At 71.2% G+C, this 24670-nt stretch carries 24 protein-coding genes and 1 pseudogene; 8 read left to right on the top strand and 17 right to left on the bottom strand.

Features of this window, described 5'->3' with window-relative positions:
* Positions 1-45: 45 nt before the first annotated feature.
* Entirely contained in the window at positions 46-1056 is a 1011-nt protein-coding gene (locus ACFWI8_RS20350) for a polyprenyl synthetase family protein (protein ID WP_387093325.1), read from the bottom strand.
* A gap of 252 nt (positions 1057-1308) precedes the next feature.
* Between ACFWI8_RS20350 and ACFWI8_RS20345 the strand changes: the two genes are divergently transcribed.
* Together ACFWI8_RS20345 and ACFWI8_RS20340 are read left to right on the top strand one after the other, a co-directional pair.
* Entirely contained in the window at positions 1309-1899 is a 591-nt protein-coding gene (locus tag ACFWI8_RS20345) for a hypothetical protein (RefSeq protein WP_387093322.1), read from the top strand.
* A gap of 209 nt (positions 1900-2108) precedes the next feature.
* The gene (locus ACFWI8_RS20340) at positions 2109-2714 is read left to right on the top strand and encodes a hypothetical protein (RefSeq protein WP_387093320.1); all 606 of its coding nucleotides are present in this window, start codon (positions 2109-2111) and stop codon (positions 2712-2714) included.
* Between the two features lie 80 nt (positions 2715-2794).
* Here the strand turns inward: ACFWI8_RS20340 and nuoN are convergent, their stop codons facing one another.
* From nuoN to ACFWI8_RS20270, 14 genes and pseudogenes are all read right to left on the bottom strand, one after another.
* Positions 2795-4402, bottom strand: a complete 1608-nt coding sequence (gene nuoN / locus ACFWI8_RS20335; RefSeq protein WP_387093318.1) for an NADH-quinone oxidoreductase subunit NuoN — start codon at positions 4400-4402, stop codon at positions 2795-2797.
* A 24-nt stretch (positions 4403-4426) separates the two neighbouring features.
* Complete coding sequence (locus tag ACFWI8_RS20330; protein WP_387093316.1) at positions 4427-6046, bottom strand: NADH-quinone oxidoreductase subunit M; 1620 nt, start codon at positions 6044-6046, stop codon at positions 4427-4429.
* Between the two features lie 3 nt (positions 6047-6049).
* Complete coding sequence (gene nuoL, locus ACFWI8_RS20325) at positions 6050-7945, bottom strand: NADH-quinone oxidoreductase subunit L (protein WP_387093313.1); 1896 nt, start codon at positions 7943-7945, stop codon at positions 6050-6052.
* 13 nt (positions 7946-7958) lie between these two features.
* Entirely contained in the window at positions 7959-8258 is a 300-nt protein-coding gene (gene nuoK, locus ACFWI8_RS20320) for an NADH-quinone oxidoreductase subunit NuoK (RefSeq protein ID WP_387093310.1), read from the bottom strand.
* A complete protein-coding gene (locus tag ACFWI8_RS20315) occupies positions 8255-9154 on the bottom strand; it encodes an NADH-quinone oxidoreductase subunit J (protein ID WP_387093308.1) in 900 nt (299 codons plus the stop codon). Before ACFWI8_RS20315 ends, nuoK begins: the two co-directional genes overlap by 4 nt.
* Positions 9151-9762 carry an NADH-quinone oxidoreductase subunit NuoI gene (nuoI, locus tag ACFWI8_RS20310; RefSeq protein WP_387093305.1) on the bottom strand — a complete coding sequence of 204 codons (612 nt, stop codon included), beginning with the start codon at positions 9760-9762 and terminating at the stop codon, positions 9151-9153. The genes ACFWI8_RS20315 and nuoI overlap by 4 nt, the downstream gene beginning before the upstream one ends.
* Positions 9755-11104, bottom strand: a complete 1350-nt coding sequence (gene nuoH, locus ACFWI8_RS20305) for an NADH-quinone oxidoreductase subunit NuoH (protein WP_387093420.1) — start codon at positions 11102-11104, stop codon at positions 9755-9757. The genes nuoI and nuoH overlap by 8 nt, the downstream gene beginning before the upstream one ends.
* 29 nt (positions 11105-11133) lie before the next feature.
* Entirely contained in the window at positions 11134-13671 is a 2538-nt protein-coding gene (locus tag ACFWI8_RS20300; RefSeq protein WP_387093302.1) for an NADH-quinone oxidoreductase subunit G, read from the bottom strand.
* Positions 13668-15032, bottom strand: a complete 1365-nt coding sequence (nuoF, locus tag ACFWI8_RS20295) for an NADH-quinone oxidoreductase subunit NuoF (RefSeq protein ID WP_387093299.1) — start codon at positions 15030-15032, stop codon at positions 13668-13670. Before nuoF ends, ACFWI8_RS20300 begins: the two co-directional genes overlap by 4 nt.
* Positions 15032-15889, bottom strand: coding sequence for an NADH-quinone oxidoreductase subunit NuoE (nuoE, locus tag ACFWI8_RS20290; protein ID WP_387093297.1), 858 nt, complete (start codon positions 15887-15889; stop codon positions 15032-15034). Before nuoE ends, nuoF begins: the two co-directional genes overlap by 1 nt.
* Complete coding sequence (locus ACFWI8_RS20285) at positions 15886-17244, bottom strand: NADH-quinone oxidoreductase subunit D (RefSeq protein ID WP_387093294.1); 1359 nt, start codon at positions 17242-17244, stop codon at positions 15886-15888. The genes nuoE and ACFWI8_RS20285 overlap by 4 nt, the downstream gene beginning before the upstream one ends.
* Positions 17244-18050: pseudogene (locus tag ACFWI8_RS20280) on the bottom strand (NADH-quinone oxidoreductase subunit C); the annotation flags it as partial. The pseudogene ACFWI8_RS20280 and the gene ACFWI8_RS20285, both read right to left, overlap by 1 nt.
* Positions 17984-18538 carry an NADH-quinone oxidoreductase subunit B family protein gene (locus ACFWI8_RS20275; RefSeq protein ID WP_132817368.1) on the bottom strand — a complete coding sequence of 185 codons (555 nt, stop codon included), beginning with the start codon at positions 18536-18538 and terminating at the stop codon, positions 17984-17986. The pseudogene ACFWI8_RS20280 and the gene ACFWI8_RS20275, both read right to left, overlap by 67 nt.
* Positions 18539-18556: 18 nt before the next feature.
* Positions 18557-18916 carry an NADH-quinone oxidoreductase subunit A gene (locus tag ACFWI8_RS20270; protein WP_387093291.1) on the bottom strand — a complete coding sequence of 120 codons (360 nt, stop codon included), beginning with the start codon at positions 18914-18916 and terminating at the stop codon, positions 18557-18559.
* A gap of 324 nt (positions 18917-19240) precedes the next feature.
* Between ACFWI8_RS20270 and ACFWI8_RS20265 the strand changes: the two genes are divergently transcribed.
* Together ACFWI8_RS20265 and ACFWI8_RS20260 are read left to right on the top strand one after the other, a co-directional pair.
* Complete coding sequence (locus ACFWI8_RS20265; protein ID WP_387093288.1) at positions 19241-20026, top strand: sulfite exporter TauE/SafE family protein; 786 nt, start codon at positions 19241-19243, stop codon at positions 20024-20026.
* A gap of 299 nt (positions 20027-20325) precedes the next feature.
* The gene (locus ACFWI8_RS20260; protein ID WP_387093285.1) at positions 20326-21150 is read left to right on the top strand and encodes a C40 family peptidase; all 825 of its coding nucleotides are present in this window, start codon (positions 20326-20328) and stop codon (positions 21148-21150) included.
* Positions 21151-21207: 57 nt separating this feature from the next.
* Here ACFWI8_RS20260 and ACFWI8_RS20255 read toward each other — a convergent pair whose 3' ends face one another.
* Complete coding sequence (locus ACFWI8_RS20255) at positions 21208-21429, bottom strand: hypothetical protein (RefSeq protein ID WP_387093282.1); 222 nt, start codon at positions 21427-21429, stop codon at positions 21208-21210.
* 172 nt (positions 21430-21601) lie between these two features.
* Here ACFWI8_RS20255 and ACFWI8_RS20250 point away from each other — a divergent pair, with 172 nt between their 5' ends.
* The 3 genes from ACFWI8_RS20250 to ACFWI8_RS20240 all read left to right on the top strand — a co-directional run bounded on the left by ACFWI8_RS20250 (position 21602) and on the right by ACFWI8_RS20240 (position 23397).
* Positions 21602-22156 (top strand): SigE family RNA polymerase sigma factor, encoded by a 555-nt coding sequence (locus ACFWI8_RS20250; RefSeq protein WP_387093279.1) that lies wholly within the window; start codon positions 21602-21604, stop codon positions 22154-22156.
* Positions 22149-22733: a hypothetical protein gene (locus tag ACFWI8_RS20245; RefSeq protein WP_387093277.1), complete on the top strand. Its 585-nt coding sequence runs from the start codon at positions 22149-22151 to the stop codon at positions 22731-22733. The genes ACFWI8_RS20250 and ACFWI8_RS20245 overlap by 8 nt, the downstream gene beginning before the upstream one ends.
* Before the next feature lie 121 nt (positions 22734-22854).
* A complete protein-coding gene (locus ACFWI8_RS20240; RefSeq protein ID WP_387093275.1) occupies positions 22855-23397 on the top strand; it encodes a hypothetical protein in 543 nt (180 codons plus the stop codon).
* Positions 23398-23447: 50 nt separating this feature from the next.
* Here ACFWI8_RS20240 and ACFWI8_RS20235 read toward each other — a convergent pair whose 3' ends face one another.
* Positions 23448-23840 carry a nuclear transport factor 2 family protein gene (locus ACFWI8_RS20235; RefSeq protein ID WP_387093272.1) on the bottom strand — a complete coding sequence of 131 codons (393 nt, stop codon included), beginning with the start codon at positions 23838-23840 and terminating at the stop codon, positions 23448-23450.
* A 92-nt stretch (positions 23841-23932) separates the two neighbouring features.
* Between ACFWI8_RS20235 and ACFWI8_RS20230 the strand changes: the two genes are divergently transcribed.
* Positions 23933-24670 (top strand): class I SAM-dependent methyltransferase, encoded by a 738-nt coding sequence (locus ACFWI8_RS20230; protein WP_387093269.1) that lies wholly within the window; start codon positions 23933-23935, stop codon positions 24668-24670.

Below are 24670 nucleotides of genomic sequence, written 5' to 3'. Positions count from 1 at the left end.
TTCTACCCGGGGTCGGGCCGAGGGGAACGACGGAGCGGTGGGCGGCTACGCCGTGCGGTCGGCGACCATGTCGCAGAGGTCGGCGAGCGCCCGCCTGGCCGGTATGTCGGGCAGCGGGTCGAGCGTCCTGCGGGCCTGCTCGGCGAAGGACAGCGCGTCGCGCCTGGCCCGTTCGAGCGCCGGATGGGCCCGCAGCCGCTCCAGGGCCTCGGCGTGCCTGGCGTCGTCCGTCAGATCGCCGTCCAGGAGCTCGCACAGCTCCTTGTCGGCCGGCGAGCCGCCCTCCCTGGCCATCTCCCGGAGCCGCAGCACCGGCAGCGTGGGGACGCCCTCCCGCAGGTCGGTGCCTGGCGTCTTCCCCGACTCGCGCCCGTCGCTGGCGATGTCCAGCACGTCGTCGGCGAGTTGGAAGGCCACGCCGATCCGCTCGCCGTACAGGGCCAGGGTGTCGACCACCGAATCGGGGGCGCCCGACATCATCGCGCCCATCCGACCCGCGACGGCGATCAGCGATCCTGTCTTGCCCGCGATCACCTCCAGGTGGTGGGCGACCGGGTCCTCGCCGGGCAGCGGCCCCGCGGTCTCCTGGATCTGTCCCGTCACCAGGCGCTCGAACGCCTCGGCCTGGATGCGCACGGCCTCGGGGCCCAGGTCGGCCACTATCGACGAGGCCCGGGAGAAGAGGAAGTCGCCGGTGAGCACCGCCACCGAGTTGCTCCAGCGGGCGTTGGCGCTCGGCACCCCGCGCCGCACCTCGGCCTCGTCCATGATGTCGTCGTGGTAGAGGGTGGCCAGGTGGGTCAGCTCGACCACCACGGCCGCCGGCACCACGCCCGGCGCCTCCGGATCACCGAACCGGGCCGCCAACAGCAGCAGCAGCGGACGGAACCGCTTCCCGCCCGCCCGCACCAGGTGTTGCGCCGTCTCCGTTATAAAGGGGACGTCGCTCTTGGTGGCCTCGACCAGCCCCGCCTCGACAGCCGTCAACCCTGCCTGGAGTTCGGCTTCCAGGGCCGGGTCCCGCACGCTGTCCCCGAAGGGTCCCACGACGGTCACGAGTGACTCCCCTGTCTTCCGGTCCGATACCCCCCGCAGCGTAGCCGGTCGGAAGTGGATCACCACCAGGACGTACCGCCGTCCACGGCGCCCCGTCCCCTCCCCCTCATGGGCACCAGGACGACACTGCTTTCACATACGTATCAGTACGGCACCGATTGCCATGAGCGCGTAACACAGCGATCTACCCCCCTCGCCGAGCAGATAATCTTCCGGCACCGAGTACAACGCTTGTACGCACGAGGGGAATTCATGCGTAAGTCAATACGGCTCGCCCTGCCCGCCGTCGCCGCGACCCTGGCCCTGGCCCTCACCGCCTGTGGTGAGGACGAGGAGTCCAACTCGAACGGCGGCAGCGACAACGGCGCCTCCGAGACCACCGGCGGCGGCGAGGGCGAGGAGGCGGCGGACGACGCCGCCGGCGACAACGACGGCAACGGCCAGGGTCCGGCGCCGACGGCCGAGCAGATCATGGGCAGCTGGTACGTCGACCTGAACGCCACGGAGACGTCGCACAACCTCGACATCTTCGACGGCAGCAGCGTCACCTTCTTCGAGGACGCCGGCGCCGAGGGCGACATGTGCGACGGCACCTACGCCGACGGCACCATCACCCTGACGGACTGCACCGTGCTGGGCTCCGAGGAGTGGACCGACATGTCGGCCACCGTCGCGTGGCCCGGCGACGGCACGATCTCCGTCACCTGGGCGTCCGGCCTGACCGAGACCTACAGCAACATGCTGGCGGACATGGGCGACCTCGGTGACCTCGGTGACCTCGGTGACATGGACCTGAGCGAGCTGGAGGACCTCGAGGCGGAGCTGGAGGAGATGGGGTACTGACCCCAGGCGCAAGCCATCGCAGGAGGCAACGGTGGCCCGGGTCCCACGGGGGGACCCGGGCCACCGGCGTGCGAGGGCACATTCACCCGCCAATCGCCACACAGGTATCAGTCCAGCGTGGATTGCCTCAGGCGTGTAACACAACGACCTACCCACCACTGCGGGCATATAACCTGCCTGCATCGAGTTCAACCGTACTAGGGGAATCCATGCGTAAGGCAATACGGCTCGCTCTGCCCGTCGTCGCCGCGGCCACGGCGCTCGCGCTCACGGGCTGCAACGACGACGAGGAAGGCGCCTTCGGCAGCGTCGGCGGCAGCTCGGGCGGTTCGGAGGAGAGCAGCACGGAGGACCCGGGCAGCACCACCGGCGGCGAGGAGACCGGCGACGCCGGCACCACCGGCGGGGACACCGGCTCCACCACCGACGGCGGCTCCGGCGGCGAGGTCACCACGGGCCCGACCATCGAGGAGCTGGACGGCGACTGGTACGAGAGCGCCACCGTCGACACCACCAACTTCGAGATCGACGCCGCCACCGGCGAGGTCCTCTTCTACTCCAGCTTCGACCCCAACGCCACCGACTACTGCACCGGCTCCTACGCCGACGGCACGTTCACCCTGAACGACTGCCAGTCCTACGGCGGCTCCTGGAGCGACATGTCCGCCACCGTGACCGAGTTCGACGGTGAGAACCTCACCGTGACCTGGTCCGGCGGGCAGACCGCCACCATGCGGAACCTGTCCACCGGCGGCTTCAGCGCCGACGAGCAGGCGGAGATCGGCCGCATCATCGAGGAGTACAACGCCGGCTGAGTCCACTCAGGCGCCCGGCAAGCCGAGGGCCCGGAACCTCCCCGAGGGGGGCTCCGGGCCCTCGCCGTGTCATGCCACGCTCACCGCACGAACGTGCCCGCCTGTCCCGCCAGGTCGAGGAAGTACTGCGGCGCCACGCCAAGCACCAGCGTCACCACGGCGGCCAGCGCCACCACCGACATCGTCAGCGGGCTCGGGATCACCACCGAGGGGCCCTCGGCCTTCGGCTCGCTGAAGAACATCAGCACGATCACCCGGATGTAGAAGAACGCCGCGATCGCCGAGGCGATCACACCGACGATCACCAGGCCCATCGCGCCCGCGTCGGCCGCCGCCCGGAAGACCGCGAACTTGCCCGCGAAGCCGGAGGTCAGCGGGATGCCGGCGAAGGCCAGCAGGAAGAGCGCGAAGACCGCCGCCAGCAGCGGCGAACGCCGCCCGAGCCCGGCCCACTTGGACAGGTGGGTGGCCTCGCCGTCGGCGTCCCGCACCAGCGTCACCACGGCGAACGCGCCGAGCGTGACGAAGGAGTAGGCGCCCAGGTAGAACAGCACCGACGAGACGCCGTCCTCGGAGACCGCCACCACGCCCGCCAGGATGAACCCGGCGTGCGCGATCGACGAGTACGCCAGCAGCCGCTTCACGTCGGTCTGGGTGATCGCGATCACCGCGCCCGCCACCATCGAGGCGATGGCCACGCCCCACAGCACCGGCTGCCAGTCCCAGCGCATGCCGGGCAGCACCACGTACAGCAGCCGCAGCATCGCGCCGAAGGCCGCCACCTTGGTGGCCGCCGCCATGAAGCCGGTGACCGGGGTCGGGGCGCCCTGGTAGACGTCCGGGGTCCACATGTGGAACGGCACCGCGCCCACCTTGAACAGCAGGCCCATCAGCACCATCGCGCCGCCGATGAGCAGCAGCGCATCGTTGCCCATGGTGGAGGCGAGCCCCGGGTCGATGGCGGCCGGGTTGCCCGCGATGACGTCCCTGATGCCCGCGTAGGAGACCGTGCCCGCGTAGCCGTAGAGCAGCGCGATGCCGAACAGCAGGAAGGCGGAGGCGAACGCGCCCAACAGGAAGTACTTGACGGCTGACTCCTGCGACAGCAGCCGCCGGCGGCGGGCCAGCGCGCACAGCAGGTACAGCGGCAGCGAGAGCAGTTCGAGCGCGATGAACAGCACCAGCAGGTCGTTGGCCGCCGTGAAGAGCAGCATGCCGCCCACCGCGAACAGCAGCAGCGGGAAGATCTCCGTGGTGGTGTGCCCGGCCCGCACCGCCTCCCGCTCGGCCGCGCCGCCCGGCACGGCCGCCGGCTGCGCCGCGAACGAGTCGACGCGCGCCCCGTGCGCCGCCGGCTCAAGACGCCGTTCGGCGAACAGGAACACCGAGACGAGGCCGACCAGCACGATCACGCCCTGGAGGAAGAGCGCCGGGCCGTCGACGGCCAGCGACCCCATGCCGGCCACCTGCGACCTCGACGTGCCCCGGTCGCCGGCCGCCAGGCCGACCACCGCGGCGAACGACGCCGCGAGCGCGAGCGTTGCCAGCACCACCTCGGCCGGGTAGCGGGCCTTACGGGGCGCGAACGCCTCGATCAGGATGCCGACGACGGCCGCCCCGTACACGATCAGGCTCGGCGAGAGCGCGATCCACTCGATGTCGGGAGCGGTCAGATCCCCGGGATTCATGCAACCCCTCCTGCGTTACGAGAGTTACTCATGTGCGGCCTCCGCCTCCGCCGGCACCTGCGGCGCCGGGTCCTGCCGGTCGACGTCGGACAGGGTGTGCTCGACGGCCGGGTTGACGATGTCGGTGAGCGGCCGCGGGTAGACGCCGAGGAAGATCACCAGCGCGATCAGCGGCGCCACCACCGCGAGCTCCCGCACCCGCAGGTCGGGCAGCTTGTCGAGCCCCGCCTTCACCGGGCCCGTCATGGTGCGCTGGTAGAGGATCAGCACGTACAGCGCCGCCAGCACTATCCCCGTACTGGCCACGATGCCGGCCACCTGGTAGCGGCTGAACGTGCCCACCAGCACCAGGAACTCGCTCACGAAGGGGCCGGTGCCGGGCAGCGAGAGCGTGGCCAGGCCGCCGACCAGGAAGGTGCCGGCCAGCACCGGGGCCGTCTTCTGCACCCCGCCGTAGTCGGCGATGAGCCGCGAGCCGCGCCGCGAGATCAGGAAGCCGGCCACCAGCATCAGCGCGGCCGTGGCCACCCCGTGGTTGATCATGTAGAGCGTGGCGCCGCCCTGGCCCTGGCTCGTCATCGCGAAGATGCCCAGCACGATGAAGCCGAAGTGGCTGATCGAGGCGTAGGCGATCAGCCGCTTCATGTCCCGCTGGCCGATGGCGAGCAGCGCGCCGTAGAGGATGCTGACCAGCGCCAGCGTGATCACCACCGGGGTCGCCCAGTGGCTGGCGTCGGGGAAGAGGCCCAGGCAGAAGCGGAGCATCGCGAAGGTGCCGACCTTGTCGACCACCGCGGTGATCAGCACGGCCACCGGGGCCGTCGACTCGCCCATCGCGTTGGGCAGCCAGGTGTGCAGCGGCCACAGCGGCGCCTTGATGGCGAAGGCCAGGAAGAAGCCGAGGAACAGCCAACGCTCGGTGTTCGTGGCGAAGTCGAGCTCACCCGAGGCGCGTGCCTCCAGGATGGCCTGGAGCGAGAAGGTGCCCTCCGGCAGCTGGTCGGCCGTCGCGACGAACAGGCCGATCACCGCGGCCAGCATCACCAGGCCGCCGACCAGGTTGTAGAGCAGGAACTTGACCGCCGCGTAGCTGCGCTGCCGCGCCTGGCCCGCCTCGTCGCCGCTGCCGGCCCGGTCCCCGAAGCCGCCGATGAGGAAGTACATCGGGATGAGCATGGCCTCGAAGAACACGTAGAAGAGGAAGACGTCGGTGGCGGCGAAGGACATGATGACCATCGCCTCGACGAGCAGGATCAGCGCGAAGAAGCCCTGGGTGGGCCGCCAGCGGCGGGTGGCGGGCGCCTCCTTCTCGGCCGGGTCCGCGTCGTTCCAGCCGGCGCCGATCAGGAACGGGATCAGCACGGCGGTCAGCGCGATCAGCGCCACGCCGACGCCGTCCACGCCGAGTTCGTACCGCATCCCGAAGTCCCTGACCCACCAGTGGGACTCGGTGAGCTGGAACCGGTCGGCCCCCGGGCTCGTGTCGAAGCGCAGCAGCACCGCGAGCGCGAAGCCGAGGGTGACGAGCGAGAAGCCGAGCGCCAGCCACTTGGCGGCGGTCCGCCGCGCGGCCGGCACGGCGGCGGTGGCCACGGCGCCGATGGCCGGTGCCACGGCCGTGGCCGTCAGCAGGGGAAATGACATGACTCAGACCGCCCTCATGAGCAGGGTCGCGGCGACCAGCAGGACCGCGCCGCCGAACATCGAGACCGCGTAGGAGCGGGCGAACCCGTTCTGCACCCGCCGCAGCCGCCCGGAGAGACCGCCGAACGCGGCGGCCGTGCCGTTGACCACGCCGTCCACCAGCTTGTGGTCGACGTAGACCAGGCCGCGGGTGAGGTAGTTGCCCGGCTGGACGAGCACCGCGTGATTGAAGTCGTCCTGGAGCAGGTCGCGCCTGGCCGCCCGGGTCAGCAGGGAGCCGGTCGGAGCCACCACGGGCACCGGCTGGCGGCCGTACTGGAACCAGGCGCCGGCCACGCCGAGCACCATCACGCCGGTGGCGGCGATCGACACCATGCCGTGGCTGACCGGGGAGTCGCCGTGCGCGATGCCGGTGACCGGCTCCAGCCAGTGCTCGAACGAGGAGCCCAGGTTGAAGAAGAAGCCGGCGGCCACCGAGCCCACGGCCAGCACCATCATCGGGATGGTCATGGACAGCGGGGACTCGTGCGGGTGCGGCTCGTGACCGTTGGCGTCCGGCTGCCAGCGCTTCTCGCCGAAGAACGTCAGCAGCATGATGCGCGTCATGTAGTACGCGGTGAGCGCCGCGCCCAGCAGCATCACGCCGCCGAGCAGCCAGCCCTGGCCGCCGCCCTTGGAGAACCCGGCGTAGATGATCTCGTCCTTGGAGAAGAAGCCGGAGAGGTAGGGGAAGCCGATGATCGCCAGGTAGGCGAGGCCGAAGGTGACGAAGGTGATCGGCATGTGCTTCCGCAGCCCGCCGTACCGCCGCATGTCGACCTCGTCGTTCATGCCGTGCATCACCGAGCCGGCGCCGAGGAAGAGCCCGGCCTTGAAGAAGCCGTGGGTGACCAGGTGCATGATGGCGAAGGCGTAGCCCAGCGGGCCGAGGCCCGCGGCCAGCATCATGTAGCCGATCTGCGACATGGTGGAGCCGGCCAGCGCCTTCTTGATGTCGTCCTTGGCGCAACCGACGACGGCACCGAAGAGCAGCGTGACCGCGCCGACGGTGATGACGACGGTCTGCGCGTCGGGCGCCGCGTTGAAGACGTCGGCGGACCTGGTCACCAGGTAGACGCCGGCGGTCACCATGGTGGCCGCGTGGATCAGGGCCGAGACGGGGGTCGGGCCCTCCATCGCGTCGCCGAGCCAGGACTGGAGCGGCACCTGCGCGGACTTGCCGCAGGCGGCGAGCAGCAGCATCAGGCCGATGCCGGTGAGCGTCGCCTCGCTGGTGGACGTCGCATTGGGGAGGACGGTGTCGAAGGCGAAGCTGCCGAAGGTGGTGAACATCAGGAAGATCGCGATCGAGAGGCCGACGTCGCCGACCCGGTTGACCACGAACGCCTTCTTGGCCGCGGTGGCCGCGCTCGGCTTGTGCTGCCAGAAGCCGATCAGCAGGTAGGACGCGAGACCCACGCCCTCCCAGCCGACGTACAGCAGCAGGTAGTTGTCGGCCAGGACCAGCAGCAGCATGGCCGCCAGGAACAGGTTGAGGTAGCCGAAGAAGCGGCGCCGCCGCTCGTCGTGCTCCATGTAGCCGACGGAGTAGAGGTGGATCAGCGTGCCGACGCCCGTGATCAGCAGGACGAAGGTCATCGACAGCTGGTCGAGCTGGAACGCCACGTCGGCCTGGAACCCGCCCACCGGGATCCAGCTGAACAGGTGCTGGTGCAGGGTGCGGTGCTCGCCCTCCCGGCCCAGGAGGTCGAAGAAGAGCACGACGGCGAGGACGAACGACACCGCGGCGAGGGCCGTGCCCAGCCAGTGGCCGAACCGGTCGAGCCGCCGCCCTCCCGTCAGGAGCACGGCGGCGCCCAGCAGCGGCGCCGCGATGAGCAGTGCGATCAATGACTCCACTGGTTCGTTCCCCTTACAGCTTCATCAGGCTGGCGTCGTCGACCGAGGCCGAGTGGCGGGAGCGGAACACCATGATGATGATCGCCAGACCCACCACGACCTCGGCGGCGGCCACCACCATCACGAAGAACGCCATGATCTGGCCGTCCAGGTTGCCGTGCATGCGGGAGAAGGTGACCAGCGCCAGGTTCGAGGCGTTGAGCATCAACTCGATGCACATGAACAGCACGATGGCGTTCCGCCGCAGCAGCACTCCGCAGGCGCCCACCGTGAACAGCAGCGCGGAGAGGAAGAGGTAGTTCTCCGGGTTCACTTGGCGGCCTCCGTCTTCTCGCCGTCCTCGGCCTCGCTCCGCCCGGCGTCGGGCCCGGGCAGCGCCAGCGGCTTCGGCGGGCGCGGCTGGCCGTGGTAGTCGGCGGTGCGCCGCTCGATGGCGGCGACGGCCTCGACCGCCTCCCGGTGCACCTCGCGGACCTGGCCGCGGGCGCGCAGCGTGGCGTTGACCGTCAGCTCGGACGGGGTGCCGTCGGGCAGCAGGCCCGGGATGTCGACGCCGTTGTGCCGGGCGTAGACGCCGGGCGCGGGCAGCGGCGGCACGTGGGTGCCGGCGCGCACCCGGTCCTCGGACTGCTCGCGCTGCGTCTTGTTGCGCTCGATGCGCTCGCGGTGGGTGAGGAGCGTGGCCCCGACGGCGGCGATGGTCAGCAGGATGCCGGTCACCTCGAAGGCCACCACGTAGCGGGTGAACAGCAGCGAGGCGAGGCCCTGCACGTTGCCGCCGGCGTTCGCCTGGGTCAGGCCGGTGAACGAGCCGGTGACGGCCTGGCCGATGCCGGCCATCAGCAGGACGCCGAGCCCGAGCCCGCAGCCGGCCGCCAGCCAGCGCTGCCCGGAGAGCGTCTCCTTGAGCGAGTCCGTGGCGCTGACGCCGACCAGCATCAGCACGAACAGGAAGAGCATCATCACGGCGCCGGTGTAGACGACGATCTGCACCACGCCGAGGAAGTAGGCGCCGTTGGCCAGGTAGAAGAGGGCGAGCAGCACCATGGTGCCGGCCAGCGAGAGCGCCGCGTGGACGGCCCTGCGCAGCAGCACGGTGCCGAGCGCGCCGGCCACCGCCAGCGGGGCGAGGATCCAGAACTGGACGGCCTCGCCGGTGGAGGTGGAGGTCTCGGCGGCGAGCGAGGTGAGGGGGACGAGAGCGCTCATGCCTTCACTCCCGGCTCGTGCAGCTTGGAGGCGGCGGTGATCGGGTCGTCGTCGACCTCGTCCTGGACGACGCCCGGCGTCTGGCGGACGGTGCCGGGGGCGGCCCGCGTCACCTCGCCCCGGTAGTACGACTGCTCGTCGGTGCCGGGGTACATGGCGTGCGGGGCCTCGACCATGCCGTCCTGGAGGCCGGCGAGCAGCTCCTCCTTGGTGTAGATCAGGGAGGCGCGGGTGCGGTCGGCCAGCTCGTACTCGTTGGTCATGGTCAGCGCCCTGGTGGGGCACGCCTCGACGCACAGGCCGCACAGGATGCAGCGCAGGTAGTTGATCTGGTAGACGCGGCCGTAGCGCTCGCCCGGGGAGTACCGCTCCTCCTCGGTGTTGTCGGCGCCCTCCACGTAGATGGCGTCGGCGGGACAGGCCCAGGCGCACAGCTCGCAGCCGATGCACTTCTCCAGGCCGTCCGGGTGCCGGTTGAGCTGGTGCCGGCCGTGGAAACGGGGCGCGGTCGGCTTCTTCTCCTCCGGGTACTGCTCCGTGAGCCGCTTCTTGAACATGGCCCTGAAGGTCAGTCCGAAGCCGCCCAGCGGATTGTGGAACTCAGGCATCGCCGTCCTCGCCTCCCTTTCCGTCGTGGCTGCCGTTGACTGTGGTGTGACCGCCCGTGCCGCCCGCGCCCGCCGGCACCCGCTCGGCGCGGGAGGGCCGGCGCGGCACCGGTGGCAGGGTCTGCCCGGGCAGCGGCGGCACCGGGTAGCCGCCGGCCATCGGGTCGAACGGCTCGGCCGCCTTCGCGGCCTCCTCCTCTTCGAGCCGCTGGTCCGCGCGGTCGCGGAACACGTCGACGACGAAGGAGAGCAGCAGCAGGACCAGCACCCCGCTGCCGACCCAGAGCACGATGTCGCGGAAGGCGTAGTCCTCGTTCTGCATCGCGCGGACGGTGGCGACCAGCATCAGCCAGACCAGGGCGATCGGGATGAGGATCTTCCAGCCCAGCACCATGAACTGGTCGTAGCGGACGCGGGGCAGCGAGGCCCTGATCCACATGAAGAAGAAGATGACGGCGCAGACCTTGATCGTGAACCAGAGCATCGGCCACCAGCCGGAGTTGGCGCCCTCCCAGAAGCTGAGCGGCGCCGGGGCGCGCCAGCCGCCGAGGAAGAGGGTGACCATCAGGGTGGAGACGGCGACCGTGTGGATGTACTCGGACATCATGAAGAAGGCGAACTTGATGGACGAGTACTCGGTGAGGTAGCCGCCGACCAGGTCGCCCTCGGACTCCGGCATGTCGAACGGCGGGCGGTGCGCCTCGCCGACCATCGCCACCATGTACATCAGGAAGGACACCGGCAGCAGGACCATGAACCAGCGGTCCTCCTGCGCGTCCACGATGGCCGAGGTGGACATCGACCCGGAGTAGAGGAAGACGGCGGCGAAGCTGAGGCCCATGGCGACCTCGTAGGAGATGATCTGCGCCGTCGCCCGCACGCCGCCGAGCAGCGGGTAGGTCGAGTTGGACGACCAGCCGGCGAGCACCGTGCCGTAGACGGCGATGGCGCCGGTGGCCAGCACGTAGAGCAGGGCGACCGGGAGGTCGGTGAGCTGGAGGACGGTCTCGGTGCCGAAGATGCTGACCGGGTCGTCCTTCGGGCCGAAGGGGATCACCGCGATCGCCATGAACGCCGGGATCGCGGCCAGCAGCGGCGCCAGCAGGTAGACGAACCTGTCGGCTCCCTTGACGACGATGTCCTCCTTGAGCATCAGCTTCACGCCGTCGGCGAGCGACTGGAGCATGCCCCAGGGGCCGTGCCGGTTGGGGCCGATGCGCAGCTGCATCCAGCCGAGGACCTTGCGCTCCATGACGATGCTGATCAGGACCAGCACCAGCAGGAAGGCGAAACAGAACACCGCCTTGATCGCGATCAACCAGAACGGGTCGTCCCCGAACATGGTCAGATCGGTCTCCTCCGCGAGCTCGATCACGCGGTCACCTCCTCGTCAGCGGCGGGAGCCTGCCGGGCGGCCGCGAGTGAGACCACGGCGCCCGGGGTGGCGCCCAGGTCGGCGGCGACGCCACCGCCGACGGAGTTCAGCGGCAGCCACACCACCCGGTCGGGCATCTCCTCGGTGACGGCCAGCGGCAGTTCGAGGGAGCCGGCGGGTCCGGTCACGGTCAGCGGCTCGCCGTCGGCGACGCCCGCCTCCCTGGCGGTCGCCGCGTTGAGCCGGGCGACGGCCGCGTGCCGGGTGGCGGCCAGCGCCGGGTCGCCTTCCTGCAGCCGGCCCTGGTCGAGCAGCAGCCGGTGGCCGGCCAGCACGGCCTCGCCGGCGCCGGGGCTCGGCAGCTCGGCGGGCGGCGAGGTCGGGCCGAGCGGCAGGTCGCCCGTCCAGTCGGCCAGCGCGTCCAACTCGCGGCGCGCGGCGTACACGTCGGACAGCCCCAGGGACCCCGTGGCGGAGCCACCATCGATCGCTGTCATCGCGTCGGCGAGCATGGTGAGCGCCCTGGCGTCGGTCTGCACCAGGCGGCGGGTCATCTGGTCCGGCTTGACGGCGGCGGCGAACGGGCGGACCCGGCCCTCCCAGTTGAGGAACGAGCCCTCCTTCTCCACGACCGCGGCCACCGGCAGCACCACGTGGGCGCGCTCGGTCACCTCGGAGGGCCGCAGTTCGAGGCTGACCAGGAAGCCGTCGCGGGCCACCGCGTCCAGCGCGGCGCGCGCGCCCGCCGGGTCAGGCAGGTCGGCCGGCTCGACGCCGCCCACCAGCAGCGCGCCCACCTCGCCGGCCGCCGCGGCCGCCAGGATCCCGGCCGTGTCGCGTCCTTCGCCCTCGGGCAGCGCGTCCAGGCCCCAGGCCTCGGCGACCTCGCGGCGGGCCCGGGACGAGGTCGCGGGCCGGCCGCCGGGCAGCAGCCCGGGCAGCGCGCCCACCTCGATCGCGCCCCGCTCGCCCGCCCGGCGCGGGATCCACACCAGTTTCGCGCCGGTCGCGCCGGCGGCCGCCACGGCCGCCGTGTAGCCGCCGGCGACGGCGGCGAGCCGCTCGCCGACGACGATCAGCGCGCCGGGCTCGCGCAGCGCGGCAGCGGCCGAGCCGCCGGCCTCGCCCAGGTTGGCGTCGTTGCCGGCCAGCGCCTCCAGCCAGTCGGGCTCGGTGCCCGGGGCGGCCGGCAGCAGCGTGCCGTTGGTCTTGGCCAGGCCCCGGGTCAGGTGGGTGGCGATGGAGAACACCCGCTGGCCGCGCTTGCGGGCCGCCTTGCGCAGCCGCAGGAAGACGCCGGGCGCCTCCTCCTCGGACTCGAAGCCGACCAGCAGTACGGCCGGCGCGGCCTCGAGACCCCGGTAGCCGGGGCCGCCGCCGTCCAGGTCGACGCCGTGGCCCGCGACGTGCGAGGCGAGGAACGCGGCCTCCTCCTGGCTGTGCGGCCTGGCCCGGAAGTCGATGTCGTTGGTGGCCAGCACGACCCGGGCGAACTTGGCGTAGGCGTAGGCGTCCTCGACGGTGAGACGGCCGCCGGTGAGCACCGCGGCGCCCCGCTCCCGCGCGGCCGCCAGGCCCTCGGCCGCGGCCCGCAGCGCCTCCGGCCAGCTGGCCGGGGCCAGCTCGCCGGTCTCCGGGTCCCGCACCAGCGGTCCGGTCAGCCGGTCGGGCCGCTGCGCGTAGCGGAACGCGAACCTGCCCTTGTCGCAGATCCACTCCTCGTTGACCTCGGGGTCGTTCTCGGCGAGGCGGCGCATCACCTTGCCGCGCCGGTGGTCGGTGCGGATCGCGCAGCCGCCCGAGCAGTGCTCGCAGACGCCGGGCGACGACACCAGGTCGAAGGGCCGGGAGCGGAACCGGTAGGCGGCCGAGGTCAGCGCGCCCACCGGGCAGATCTGGATGGTGTTGCCCGAGAAGTAGGACTCGAACGGGTCGCCCTGCCCGGTGCCCACCTGCTGCAGCGCGCCACGCTCGAGAAGCTCGATCATCGGGTCGCCCGCCACCTGCTGCGAGAAGCGGGTGCAGCGGGCGCACAGCACGCAGCGCTCCCGGTCGAGCAGCACCTGCGCGGAGATCGGCACCGGCTTCTCGAAGGTGCGCTTGACGCCGTCGAACCTGGTCTCCGGGTCGCCCGTGGACATCGCCTGGTTCTGCAGCGGGCACTCGCCGCCCTTGTCGCAGACCGGGCAGTCCAGCGGGTGGTTGATCAGCAACAGCTCCATCACCCCGCGCTGCGCCTTCTCGGCGACCTGCGAGGTGAGCTGGGTCCGCACCACCATGCCCTCGGTGCAGGTGATGGTGCAGGAGGCCATCGGCTTGCGCTGGCCCTCCACCTCCACGATGCACTGCCGGCAGGCGCCGGCCGGGTCGAGCAGCGGGTGGTCGCAGAACCGGGGGATCTCGATGCCCAGCTGCTCGGCGGCCCTGATCACGAGCGTGCCCTTGGGCACCGAGATCTCGATGCCGTCGATGGTGAGGGTGACCAGGTCCTCGGCCTTGGCCTTGGCGGTCAGCTCGTCGGCGGTGGCCGTCATGCGTTCACCTCCAGGTGAGCCGAAGTGTCGTCGTCCGCCCAGACGGTGGACTTCGCCGGGTCGAAGGGGCAGCCGCGGCCCGTGATGTGCTGCTCGTACTCGTCGCGGAAGTACTTGAGCGAGGAGAAGATCGGGCTCGCCGCGCCGTCGCCGAGCGCGCAGAAGGACTTGCCGTTGATGTTGTCGGCGATGTCCGCGATCTTGTCGATGTCGCTGAGGAGGCCCTTGCCGGCCTCGATGTCGCGCATCAGCTGGACGAGCCAGTAGGTGCCCTCGCGACAGGGGGTGCACTTGCCACAGGACTCGTGCGCGTAGAACTCGGTCCAGCGGGTGACGGCCCGCACCACGCAGGTGGTCTCGTCGAAGCACTGCAGGGCCTTGGTGCCCAGCATGGAGCCGGCGGCGCCGACGCCCTCGTAGTCCAGCGGCACGTCGAGGTGCTCCTCGGTGAGGAGCGGGGTCGAGGAGCCACCGGGGGTCCAGAACTTCAGCCGGTGTCCCGGGCGCATCCCGCCGCTGAGGTCGAGGAGTTCGCGGAGCGTGACGCCGAGCGGCGCCTCGTACTGCCCGGGGCGGGCGACGTGCCCGGAGAGCGAGTAGAGGGTGAAGCCGGGCGACTTCTCGCTGCCCATGGAGCGGAACCACTCCTTGCCCCGGTCGATGATCGCGGGAACCGACGCGATCGACTCGACGTTGTTCACCACGGTGGGGCAGGCGTAGAGGCCGGCGATCGCCGGGAAGGGGGGCCGGAGCCTGGGCTGGCCGCGGCGGCCTTCGAGCGAGTCGAGCAGCGCGGTCTCCTCGCCGCAGATGTAGGCGCCGGCGCCGGCGTGCACGGTGATCTCCAGGTCGCCGCCCGCGCCCAGCGCGCCCTTGCCGAGGTAGCCGGCGGCGTACGCCTCGGCCACGGCGGACTGCAGCCGCCGCAGCACGGGGACGACCTCGCCGCGCAGGTAGATGAAGGCGTGGTTGGAGCGGATGGCGTGGCAGGCGATGACGATGCCCTCGATCAGGGCGTGCGGGTTGGCGAAGAGGAGCGGGATGTCCTTGCAGGTGCCCGGCTCCGACTCGTCGGCGTTGACCACCAGGTAGTGCGGCTTGCCGTCGCCCTGCGGGATGAACTGCCACTTCATCCCGGTGGGGAAGCCGGCGCCGCCGCGGCCGCGCAGCCCGGACTCCTTGACGTAGGCGATGACGTCGTCCGGCGCCATGGCCAGCGCCTTGCCCAGGGCCCGGTAGCCGCCGTGCGCGCGGTAGACGTCCAGGGTCCAGGAGTCGGGCGTGTCCCAGGTGGCGGAGAGCACCGGCGCGAGGATCTTCTCGGGCCCTGCCTCGTTGAGCTCTTCGGCGGTCACGGTCATCACTCGTCCTCCTCGGTCACCGGCCCGGCGGGGTGCTGGGGGTCGGAGGCCGAACTCGGCTGGGGAGCGTCGTGCGAGCTGGGGTGGGTGGCCGGCGGCCGTCCTGGCTCGGCCGGCTCGGAGGTGGGTGCGGCCGGCTGGCCGCCGTCGCGCGGCGGCACGACGGTGCCGGCGCTCGTCTCGCCGCGGGCGAGCCGGAGCCCGGCGAGGGAGGCGGGGCCCGCGCTGCCGCCGGCGGCGACGGCGCCCGGGCGCTCGTCGGGGAAGCCGGCCAGCACCCGGGCCGTCTGCTTGAAGTCGCACAGCGGGGCGCCGCGGGTCGGGGTGACCTCGGCGCCGGCGCGCAGCTCGTCGACGAGGCGCTTGGCGGACTCGATGGTCTGGTTGTCGAAGAACTCCCAGTTGACCATGAGCACCGGCGCGAAGTCGCAGGCGGCGTTGCACTCGATGTGTTCGAGGGTGACCTTGCCGTCCTCGGTGGTCTCGCCGTTGCCCACGCCCAGGTGTTCCTGGAGGGCGGCGAAGATGGCGTCGCCGCCGAGCACCGCGCACAGGGTGTTGGTGCAGACGCCCACCTGGTACGCGCCGGACGGCTTGCGCCGGTACATGGAGTAGAAGGTGGCGACGGCGGTCACCTCGGCGGTGGTGAGCCCGAGTTGGTCGGCGCAGAACTGCATGCCGGTGCGGGTGACGTAGCCCTCCTCGGACTGCACCAGGTGCAGCAGCGGCAGCAGCGCGGAGCGGCTGTCGGGGTAGCGCGCGACGACCTGCGCCGCGTCGGCCGCGAGCCGCTCCTGGACGTCCGCCGGGTAGGCGGGCGCGGGCAGCTCGGGCATCCCGAGGTTCACGTCCGTCATCGGTCGACGCCTCCCATCACGGGGTCGATGGACGCGACGGCGACGATCACGTCGGCCACCATGCCGCCCTCGCACATCGCGGCCATGCTCTGCAGGTTGGTGAACGAGGGGTCGCGGAAGTGGACCCGGAAGGGCCGGGTGCCGCCGTCGCTGACCATGTGCACGCCGAGCTCGCCCTTGGGGGACTCGACGGCGGTGTAGACCTGGCCGGCCGGGACCCGGAAGCCCTCGGTGACCAGCTTGAAGTGGTGGATCAGGGCCTCCATCGAGGTGCCCATGATGTTCTTGATGTGGTCGAGCGAGTTGCCGAGGCCGTCGGGGCCGAGGGCGAGCTGCGCGGGCCAGGCGATCTTCTTGTCGGCGACCATGATCGGGCCCGGCTCGAGGCGCTCGATGCACTGCTCGATGATGTTCAGGCTCTGCCGCATCTCCTCGAGCCGCAGCAGGAAGCGGCCGAAGGAGTCGCAGGTGTCGGTGGTCGGGACCTCGAAGTCGTAGGTCTCGTAGCCGCAGTAGGGGTCGGTCTTGCGCAGGTCGTGCGGGAGCCCCGCGGAGCGCAGGATCGGCCCGGTGGCGCCGAGCGCGAGGCAGCCGGCGAGGTCGAGGTAGCCGACGTCCTTGAGGCGACCGCGGAAGACCGGGTTGTGGGTGCAGAGCTTGTCGTACTCCGGCAGGTTCTTCCGCATCTTCTTGACGAACTCGCGGAGCGCGTCGATGGCGCCGGGCGGCAGGTCCTGCGCGAGGCCGCCGGGGCGGACGTACGCGTGGTTCATCCGGAGCCCCGTGATCAGCTCGAAGACGTCGAGGCAGTGTTCGCGGTCCCGGAAGCCGTAGATCATCACCGTGGTGGCGCCGAGCTCCATGCCGCCGGTGGCGATGGCCACGAAGTGCGAGGAGAGCCGGTTGAGCTCCATCAGCAGCACCCGGATGACGCTGGCCCGGTCCGGGATGTCGTCGGTGATGCCGAGCAGCTTCTCCACGCCGAGGCAGTACGCCGTCTCGTTGAAGAACGGCGTCAGGTAGTCCATCCGCGTCACGAACGTGGTGCCCTGGGTCCACGTCCGGTACTCGAGGTTCTTCTCGATGCCGGTGTGCAGGTAGCCGATGCCGGCGCGCGCCTCGGTGACCGTCTCGCCGTCGATCTCCAGGATCAGCCGCAGCACCCCGTGGGTGGACGGGTGCTGGGGACCCATGTTGACGATGATCTTCTCGTCGTCGGCGCGGTCGGCCGCGGCCTGGGTGATCTCGTCCCAGTCGCCGCCGGTGACGGTGTAGACCGTGCCTTCCGTGGTCTCCCTGGCCTCGGCGGCCCGGGTCGCGTGGGTGGCGTGAGTTTTCGCCTCGGTGGGGGACATCAGCTGTACGACCTCCGCTGGTCGGGTGCCGGGATCTGGGCGCCCTTGTACTCGACGGGGATGCCGCCGAGCGGGTAGTCCTTGCGCTGCGGGAAGCCCTGCCAGTCGTCGGGCATCATGATCCGGGTGAGCGCGGGGTGGCCGTCGAAGATCAGGCCGAAGAAGTCGTAGGTCTCCCGCTCGTGCCAGTCGTTGGTGGGGTACACCTCGACGACCGACGGGATGTGCGGGTCGGCGTCGGGCACGCTGACCTCCAGCCTGATCAGCCGGCCGTGGGTCAACGACCGCAGGTGGTAGACGGCGTGCAGCTCACGCCCGTGGTCCTCCGGGTTGTGCACCCCGCTGACGCCGGTGCACAGCTCGAACCGCAGCGCCGGGTCGTCCCGCAGCGTGCGCGCCACGGCCTTCAGGTGCTCGCGGGCGATGTGGAAGGTGAGCTCCCCGCGGTCCACCACGGTCCGCTCGATCACGACGGCCGGGTCGAGGCCCTGCTCCTCCAACGCCCCTTCCAGTTCGTCGGCCACCTCGTCGAAGTAGCCGCCGTAGGGGCGCGAACTCCCCGCCGGCATGCGAACGGTCCGCACCAGGCCGCCGTAGCCGGAGGTGTCCCCGCCGTTGCGCGGTCCGAACATGCCGCGCCGCCGCGCGATGGGCTCGCCGGCCGTGCCCCGGGCGGCCGGCACCCCGCCGCTTGTGTTCGTGTTCCCATTCACGTGCGCGTCGCCGCTCAACTCGTCGCTCAACGGAGCAGCCCCTTCATCTCGATCGTCGGCAGGGCCTTCAGCGCCGCTTCCTCCGCCTCGCGGGCCGCCTGCTCCCGGTTGATGCCGAGCTTCTCCTCGCGGATCTTGGCGTGCAGCTTGAGGATCGCGTCCATCAGCATCTCGGGCCGCGGCGGGCAGCCGGGGAGGTAGATGTCGACGGGGACGACGTGGTCGACGCCCTGGACGATCGAGTAGTTGTTGAACATCCCGCCCGAGGACGCGCAGACGCCCATGGAGATGACCCACTTGGGGTTCGGCATCTGGTCGTAGACCTGCCGCAGCACCGGCGCCATCTTCTGGCTGACGCGGCCGGCGACGATCATCAGGTCGGCCTGGCGCGGCGAGCCGCGGAAGACCTCCATGCCGAAGCGGGCCAGGTCGTAGCGGCCGGCGCCGGTGGTCATCATCTCGATCGCGCAGCAGGCCAGGCCGAACGTGGCCGGGAAGACCGAGGACTTCCGGGCCAGGCCCGCCAGGTTCTCCACCGTGTCCAGCAGGAAGCCGCCGGGGATCTTGTCTTCGAGACCCATCTCAGGTTCGCCCTTCCCTCAGTCCCACTCCAGGCCGCCGCGCCGCCAGTCGTAGGCGTAGGCGACGCCGATCAGGCCGACGAAAACCAACATCTGCACGAGCCCGAACATCCCCAGGGAGTCGAACTGGACGGCCCAGGGATAGAGGAAGACGATCTCGATGTCGAAGATGATGAAGAGCATCGCCGTCAGGTAGTACTTGACGGGGAAGCGCCCGCCTCCCACCGGCTGCGGCGTGGGCTCCACACCGCACTCATAGGCCGAGAGCTTCGCCCGGTTGTAGCGCTTGGGACCGATGATCGCGGCGGCGACCACGGAGAAGACGACAAAGGCGGTTGCCAGGGCCCCTAGCACGAGGATGGGAACGTACGCGTTCACCGCACCTCGCTCCTTCCAGTCGACGGCGACTGCTGGTCGCATGTGAGTCAGTTCACAAAGCTGGAGGCATCCTATGCCCCGCCCCCTGTGACCTTCGACACGGGGTCACCCATCAACTTTGTGATCTCTCCCACCCACCACACCCGACCGTCGCCGAACACCGACCAACAGGCGCGGACGTATTCACCCGAGGTGGTCGATCGGCCACGATGTGCGGATACGGCGCACAATCTCCCGCTCTTCCCGGGCGTCGGCCTTTACCACCGCCGCGCCGACCAGCGCAAATTGGCCCTGGACCGGATTGGGTGGTAGTGCCTTCGGCACGTGTCTGACATAACCCTCACCACCGCCGTCCTGCTCTGCGTCGCCGCCGCCGCGGCCGGCTGGGTGGACGCCGTGGTCGGCGGCGGCGGCCTGGTGCTGCTGCCCGCGATGCTCCTCGGCCTCCCCGCCGACCAGCCCCCCGCCGACGCGCTCGGCACCAACAAGGCGGTCGCCGTCACCGGCACCTCGATCGCGGCCGTCACCTATGTACGCAAGGCGCCGGTGGACCGCGGGTTCGCGGTCAGACTGGGACTGCTGGCCCTCGCCTCGGCCGCCGGCGGCGCGGCGTTCGCCTCCGCGGTCGACAAGGCCGTGCTGCAGCCGCTGATCATGGTGGTGCTGCTCCTGGTGGCCGGGTTCGTGGTGCTCAGGCCCCAGTTCGGCATGGCGCCGGCCCCGGCCGAGGAGCTGTCCCGCCGGCGCAGGCTGGGCGCGCTGGCGCTCACCGGCGTCGGCATCGGCTTCTACGACGGCCTCATCGGCCCCGGCACCGGCACGTTCCTCGTCCTCTCGCTGGTCGCGCTGCTGCGCCTCAACCTGCTGACCGCCTCCGCCACCGCCAAGGTCGTGAACGTCGGCACGAACCTGGGCGCCCTGCTCGTCTTCGGCCTCGGCGGCAACGTGCTGTGGCAACTGGTGCCGTTCATGGCCGCGTTCAACATGACGGGCGGCTGGCTCGGCGCGCGGATGGCCGTGAAGAAGGGGAGCGGATTCGTGCGGGTGGTGCTGCTCGTGGTGGTCACCGCGCTCGTCGCCCGGCTCGGTTACGACCAGTGGTTCGCGTGAAGGACACGTGACGGACAGGCCGATGGACGCAGCGTGATGACGGGGTGATGTATCCCACGTCGCGAAACGGTAACGAGCGTGCATCATTGATCCGGCAACCCTTGCCGTGCTAGGCCGGGTTCACCCCTCGGACAATCCGGACAACGCGCAGGACAGGGCCGCACACCGCGACGAAAGATCAACTTCCGCGCGAAACGGCACTTCGGACAATTACCCCGCCAATTCGCCGCGTACTCGTCAATTGTGGTGGACGCCACGTTAATTGAGTCAACCGGACGAGCCTGGTAGCCAAGGTGTCCATGTCCCCGATTCGTTACCGAGGCCGGCACCGCAAGCCAAGCCGGTCGCGCACCAGCAGCCTGATACGCGGCGGCGTCCTGATGGGCACCGTCGCGGTCGCCGGCGCCGCGGCGACCCCCGCCATGGCCGCCGAGCAGCCGAGCGAGCGGACCGGCGAACTGCCTCTGCTGGACGGCGTGCTCGCCAGCAGCGCCGCCGGTGCCGCCGCGGCCACCCAGGCGTACGTCAGCCAGGCCGAGTTCCAGCAGGTGCGGGCGACCGCCCAGCAGCAGGCCATCTCCCAGGCCCAGCAGGCCGCCGCCGAGCTGCGGGCCGCCCAGGAGGCCGAGGCCGAGCGGCAGGCCCGCGAGGCCGCCGAGGCAGAGGCCGCGGCCCGGGCCGCGGCCGAGGAGGAGGCGGCCCGCGAGGCCGCCGCCGAGGCCGAGACCGTCTCCGCGCCCACCTCGACGTCCGCCCCCGCCCCGGCGAGCGGCGGCGTCGCCGCCGTCCTCGACTTCGTCCGCGCCCAGGTCGGCGACGCCTACTCGCTCGGCTCCACCGGGCCCGACGCCTGGGACTGCTCCAGCCTGATGCAGGCCGCCTTCTCCCAGGCCGGCGTCTCGCTCCCCCGCGTCTCCCAGGACCAGTCGACCGCCGGCACCCAGGTGTCGCTCGACGCCCTCCAGGCCGGCGACATCCTCTACTGGGGCGGCGCCGGCAGCGCCTACCACGTGGCCGTCTACATGGGCGACGGCACGTTCGTCGGCGCCCAGAACTCCTCCACCGGCGTGGTCCAGCGCGACCTCGACTGGGACATGCCGTCGGGCGCGGTCCGCGTCCTCTGACGCGCCACCCCCGCCCACCGGTCGGCCGGCCGGCGCCGTAGGGCGCCGGCCGACCAGTCACGGAGGCGGCATGGTCCCCGTCTGCCGCTGCTGCCGCACCCGCCGGGTCATGACCGCGCCGTGAAACGTCGCGACACCGCCGGTGGCGGACAGGGTCACCAGGGTGGCCACGCGCTCCCGGTGGTGCTCGTCGGTCCACAGGACGAAGGAGCGAGCGCCGCTGCCGCGGGCCGCGAGGCCCGCCGGCCGACTGTGGTCGCTGCTTGCGCCGTAGGTCACGGACGGAGCTCGGGCGCACCCGGGCGGGCCGGACTACTGGTTGACTCTCGGCTGCCGTCGGAACCGCTGAACGACGAACGCGCGGAAGACCGGTGAGTGCCGCCCACGGAGTCCCGACTTCTTGTGTCGTCAGGAGTGCGGGTGGCACCGTGCAGCGTGACGGGGGAGAGGTATGCGACCACCAGAAGAACCACACGGCGGCCGAGGTGTGGACGAGCACGCGTTCGACGCCTTCTACACCGCGAGCGTCGGCCGGCTCATCGGTCAGCTGTACGCGATGACAGGCGACCTCGCCGAGGCGCAGGACGTGGTTCAGGAGGCCTTCGTCCGGGCCTGGGAACGCCGGGACGAGCTGGACCTGGACGCCGCGCCCGAGGCGTGGGTGCGCACGGTGGCCTGGCGGCTCGCGGTCAGCCGGTGGCGGCGGGTGCGCACCGCGCTCGCCTTCGCCCGACGGCAGGGCCCGCCGGCGACGGTACCGCCACCGGAACCGCACCACGTGCTGCTGGTGCGGGCGCTACGACAGATCCCCGAGCCCCAACGACGGGCCGTGGTGCTGCACCACCTGTGTGACCTGACGGTCGAACAGGTGGCTGCCGAGGTCGGCTCCCCCGTCGGCACGGTCAAGGCGCAGCTGAGCCGGGGGCGGGCGGCGCTGGCACGGCTGCTGGCCGATACTGAGCTGGATCCAGGGACTGCCCGCGTGTCGGAGGTGCGTCATGGCTGACGAGACGGAGCTGGAGGGCTACCTCGCCGACCTCGCCGAGGCGGGTCGGCGGCACGCGGAACCACTTGCCGCCGAGCGGATCCGGGCACGCGGTGCGCGGCGCCAGCGCCGCAGGCGGGCCGCTCTGGCGTCCGGCGGCGCGCTGCTGGCCGCGACCCTGGTCCTGGGGGGTGTGTCGCTGACCCGGGCCGCCCAGGGGCCCGAGCCGCCCGCCCACGACCCGACGCCGACCGCCTCGCTGTTCGTGCCGCCGACGCCCGCGCCGGGCGAGGAGTACGCCAGCGAGCTGGGCTATGTGTACGACGCGGTGCTGAGGGGGGACACGGTGCAGGTCACCGTCGAGCAGCTCCGGGCCGAGGGGGGAACCACGACGTCCCTCGGTGTGGTGCACACGCTGACCCTGCGGCGGGGGATGCTCGTCGAGGCCCGACAGCTGACCGAAGGGAACCCCACGGACGTACGGCTCGACGAGTTGGTGAGCCGGTTGGCCGCCGGGCCGGAGTGGGTGTTCGTCATCGACTACGACAGCGAGGGTCGGGTGCAGTCGCTGCGGGAGGCGTACTGGCTCTCCGAGTGAGTCCCCGAAGGAACTCCACGGCGGTCGGCGAAGAATCGGGATCGGGGTGCAACCCGGGGGGTGGGCTGGCGCGTAGAGCTCACGTATCCGGAACACACCTGATCCCTGGGGGACTTCGCCCATGCTTCTCTCACGCCACCGGGCCGCCGCGCGCTGCCTCGCCGCTCTCGGCCTCGGCCTCGTCGCCCTGACGGGGTGCAGCGGCGCGGACGACGGGCAGGCGGCCGACACCGCACCCGAGTCATCGGCGACGTCCTCCGCCCCGGCCGACGAGACGGTGCCGACCACCGAGCCGGACGCCGACGCGGCCGCCTGGGCGGGGTCCAGACAGTTCGTGCAGATCGAGGACGCCTGGACCAGCGACGGACGGACGTACCTGTCGGTCCGTCCCGCCCAGAAGGAGGCCCACGTCACCGACCACTCCGAGGCCTGGGTGGTCGTCCCCGGCGAGGGGCCCTACACCGAGGTGCCGCTGGCCGATGACGCCCAGGTACTGCTGTCGGCCCCGCTCGGCGACGAATCGCAGGCCTCGTCATACACCCAGGCCGAGTTCGTCAGCCGGCTGACGGCCCAGTCGTCATCGGACCGCTCGCTCGTCGGGTACGACCTGAGCTTCGACGGAGAGGGGCAGGTGACCAGGGTGGAGTCGCTGTACACGTCCTGAACGCGCGGCCGCCGGGTCGCCCACGGCGACCCGGCCGTTCGCTGCCGCTGTCAGCCGTCTTCGGCGGGGCGGCCGGACGGCTCGATCTCCCCGGCGAAGACGATGACCTGGTCGATGAGGCTGCGCCGCAGGTGGACGACGTCCGTTCCCGCCAGGCGGGGGCCGCCGTCGGGCGTGGTGAAGACCCACTGGTAACGGGCCCACTCGCCCGGCATGTCCACCGCCGAGCAGCGCACCATCGTGCCGGCCCCCGCCGGGTGGCTCCGCAGGTCGAGCACGAAACGCTCGACCGCCTCGACCCCCTCGCTGCGGCCCAACGGCCCCCAGAAGACCACGTCCGAGGTCAGGGCCTGGGAGAGCAGCGACGTCACATAGGTGTCGTCCGAGGCGTTGAACGCGGAAATGAACGTGTCGATGGCGGATCGCGCGATCTCTTCCTGCATGCCCCAGTAGTACCAGCCGCCTCGTGGCCTCCAGTAGGCCACGGGCCCAAAATCCGTCGACATCGCTCCCCGCGGTGGGAATCGTTGGCGGCATGCGACAGGACGAGATCTGGGACGCCGAGGCCGCCCAGAACTACGACACTCCCGGTACCGGCATGTTCGCGCCCGAGGTTCTGGAGCCGACGGTGGACCGGCTGGCCGAACTGGCCGACGGCGGGAGGGCCCTGGAGTTCGCCGTCGGGACCGGCCGGGTGGCCGTTCCGCTCGCCCGGCGCGGAGTGCCGGTCAGCGGTATCGAGTTGTCACAGCCGATGCTCGACCGACTGCGGGAGAAGGTGGACGAGGCGACGATCCCGGTCGTCGTCGGCGACATGGCGACCGCCAGCGTCCCCGGTCCGTTCCAGCTCGTCTACCTCGTCTTCAACACGATCTCCAACCTGCTCACCCAGGCCGAGCAGGTGGCCTGCTTCCGCAACGCCGCCCGCCACCTCGCGCCGGGCGGACGGTTCGTCATCGAGCTGTGGGTCCCCGAGCTGCGGAAGCTCCCGCCCGGCCAGCAGGCGATCGTCTGCCAGTCCGAGGCCGGCTACATCCTCCTCGACACCTACGACGTCCTGCGGCAGCACGTCGTCTCCCACCACTTCCGGTTCGCCGAGGGCAGGGAGGCCCGGCTGTTCCGCAGCCCGCACCGCTACGTGTGGCCGGCCGAACTCGATCTCATGGGCCGGTTGGCCGGGTTCGAGTTGGAGTCCCGGCACGCGGACTGGCAGGAAGCCGAGTTCACGGCCGAGTCGCGCTCCCACGTCTCCGTCTACCGACTCCCTCGGTGA

The organism is Streptomyces sp. NPDC127098 (assembly GCF_042722465.1).
GTDB classification, from domain to species: domain Bacteria; phylum Actinomycetota; class Actinomycetes; order Streptomycetales; family Streptomycetaceae; genus Streptomyces; species Streptomyces millisiae.
Note: the sequence above shows the minus strand (reverse complement) of the source record. Positions and strands in the feature narration are given on the sequence as shown.

Bases quoted from the DNA above. Each gene is read 5' to 3' on its own strand.
- ACFWI8_RS20250 (WP_387093279.1), top strand. From the start codon at position 21,602: ATGCGACCACCAGAAGAACCACACGGCGGCCGAGGTGTGGACGAGCAC.
- ACFWI8_RS20315 (WP_387093308.1), bottom strand. From the start codon at position 9,154: ATGAGCGCTCTCGTCCCCCTCACCTCGCTCGCCGCCGAGACCTCCACC.
- ACFWI8_RS20300 (WP_387093302.1), bottom strand. From the start codon at position 13,671: ATGACGGCCACCGCCGACGAGCTGACCGCCAAGGCCAAGGCCGAGGAC.
- ACFWI8_RS20240 (WP_387093275.1), top strand. From the start codon at position 22,855: ATGCTTCTCTCACGCCACCGGGCCGCCGCGCGCTGCCTCGCCGCTCTC.
- nuoE (WP_387093297.1), bottom strand. From the start codon at position 15,889: ATGACGGACGTGAACCTCGGGATGCCCGAGCTGCCCGCGCCCGCCTAC.
- ACFWI8_RS20245 (WP_387093277.1), top strand. From the start codon at position 22,149: ATGGCTGACGAGACGGAGCTGGAGGGCTACCTCGCCGACCTCGCCGAG.
- nuoH (WP_387093420.1), bottom strand. From the start codon at position 11,104: ATGTTCGGGGACGACCCGTTCTGGTTGATCGCGATCAAGGCGGTGTTC.
- nuoI (WP_387093305.1), bottom strand. From the start codon at position 9,762: ATGCCTGAGTTCCACAATCCGCTGGGCGGCTTCGGACTGACCTTCAGG.
- nuoN (WP_387093318.1), bottom strand. From the start codon at position 4,402: ATGAATCCCGGGGATCTGACCGCTCCCGACATCGAGTGGATCGCGCTC.
- ACFWI8_RS20260 (WP_387093285.1), top strand. From the start codon at position 20,326: ATGTCCCCGATTCGTTACCGAGGCCGGCACCGCAAGCCAAGCCGGTCG.
- ACFWI8_RS20235 (WP_387093272.1), bottom strand. From the start codon at position 23,840: ATGCAGGAAGAGATCGCGCGATCCGCCATCGACACGTTCATTTCCGCG.
- ACFWI8_RS20330 (WP_387093316.1), bottom strand. From the start codon at position 6,046: ATGTCATTTCCCCTGCTGACGGCCACGGCCGTGGCACCGGCCATCGGC.
- ACFWI8_RS20340 (WP_387093320.1), top strand. From the start codon at position 2,109: ATGCGTAAGGCAATACGGCTCGCTCTGCCCGTCGTCGCCGCGGCCACG.
- ACFWI8_RS20230 (WP_387093269.1), top strand. From the start codon at position 23,933: ATGCGACAGGACGAGATCTGGGACGCCGAGGCCGCCCAGAACTACGAC.
- ACFWI8_RS20285 (WP_387093294.1), bottom strand. From the start codon at position 17,244: ATGTCCCCCACCGAGGCGAAAACTCACGCCACCCACGCGACCCGGGCC.
- ACFWI8_RS20275 (WP_132817368.1), bottom strand. From the start codon at position 18,538: ATGGGTCTCGAAGACAAGATCCCCGGCGGCTTCCTGCTGGACACGGTG.
- ACFWI8_RS20345 (WP_387093322.1), top strand. From the start codon at position 1,309: ATGCGTAAGTCAATACGGCTCGCCCTGCCCGCCGTCGCCGCGACCCTG.
- nuoF (WP_387093299.1), bottom strand. From the start codon at position 15,032: ATGACCGTGACCGCCGAAGAGCTCAACGAGGCAGGGCCCGAGAAGATC.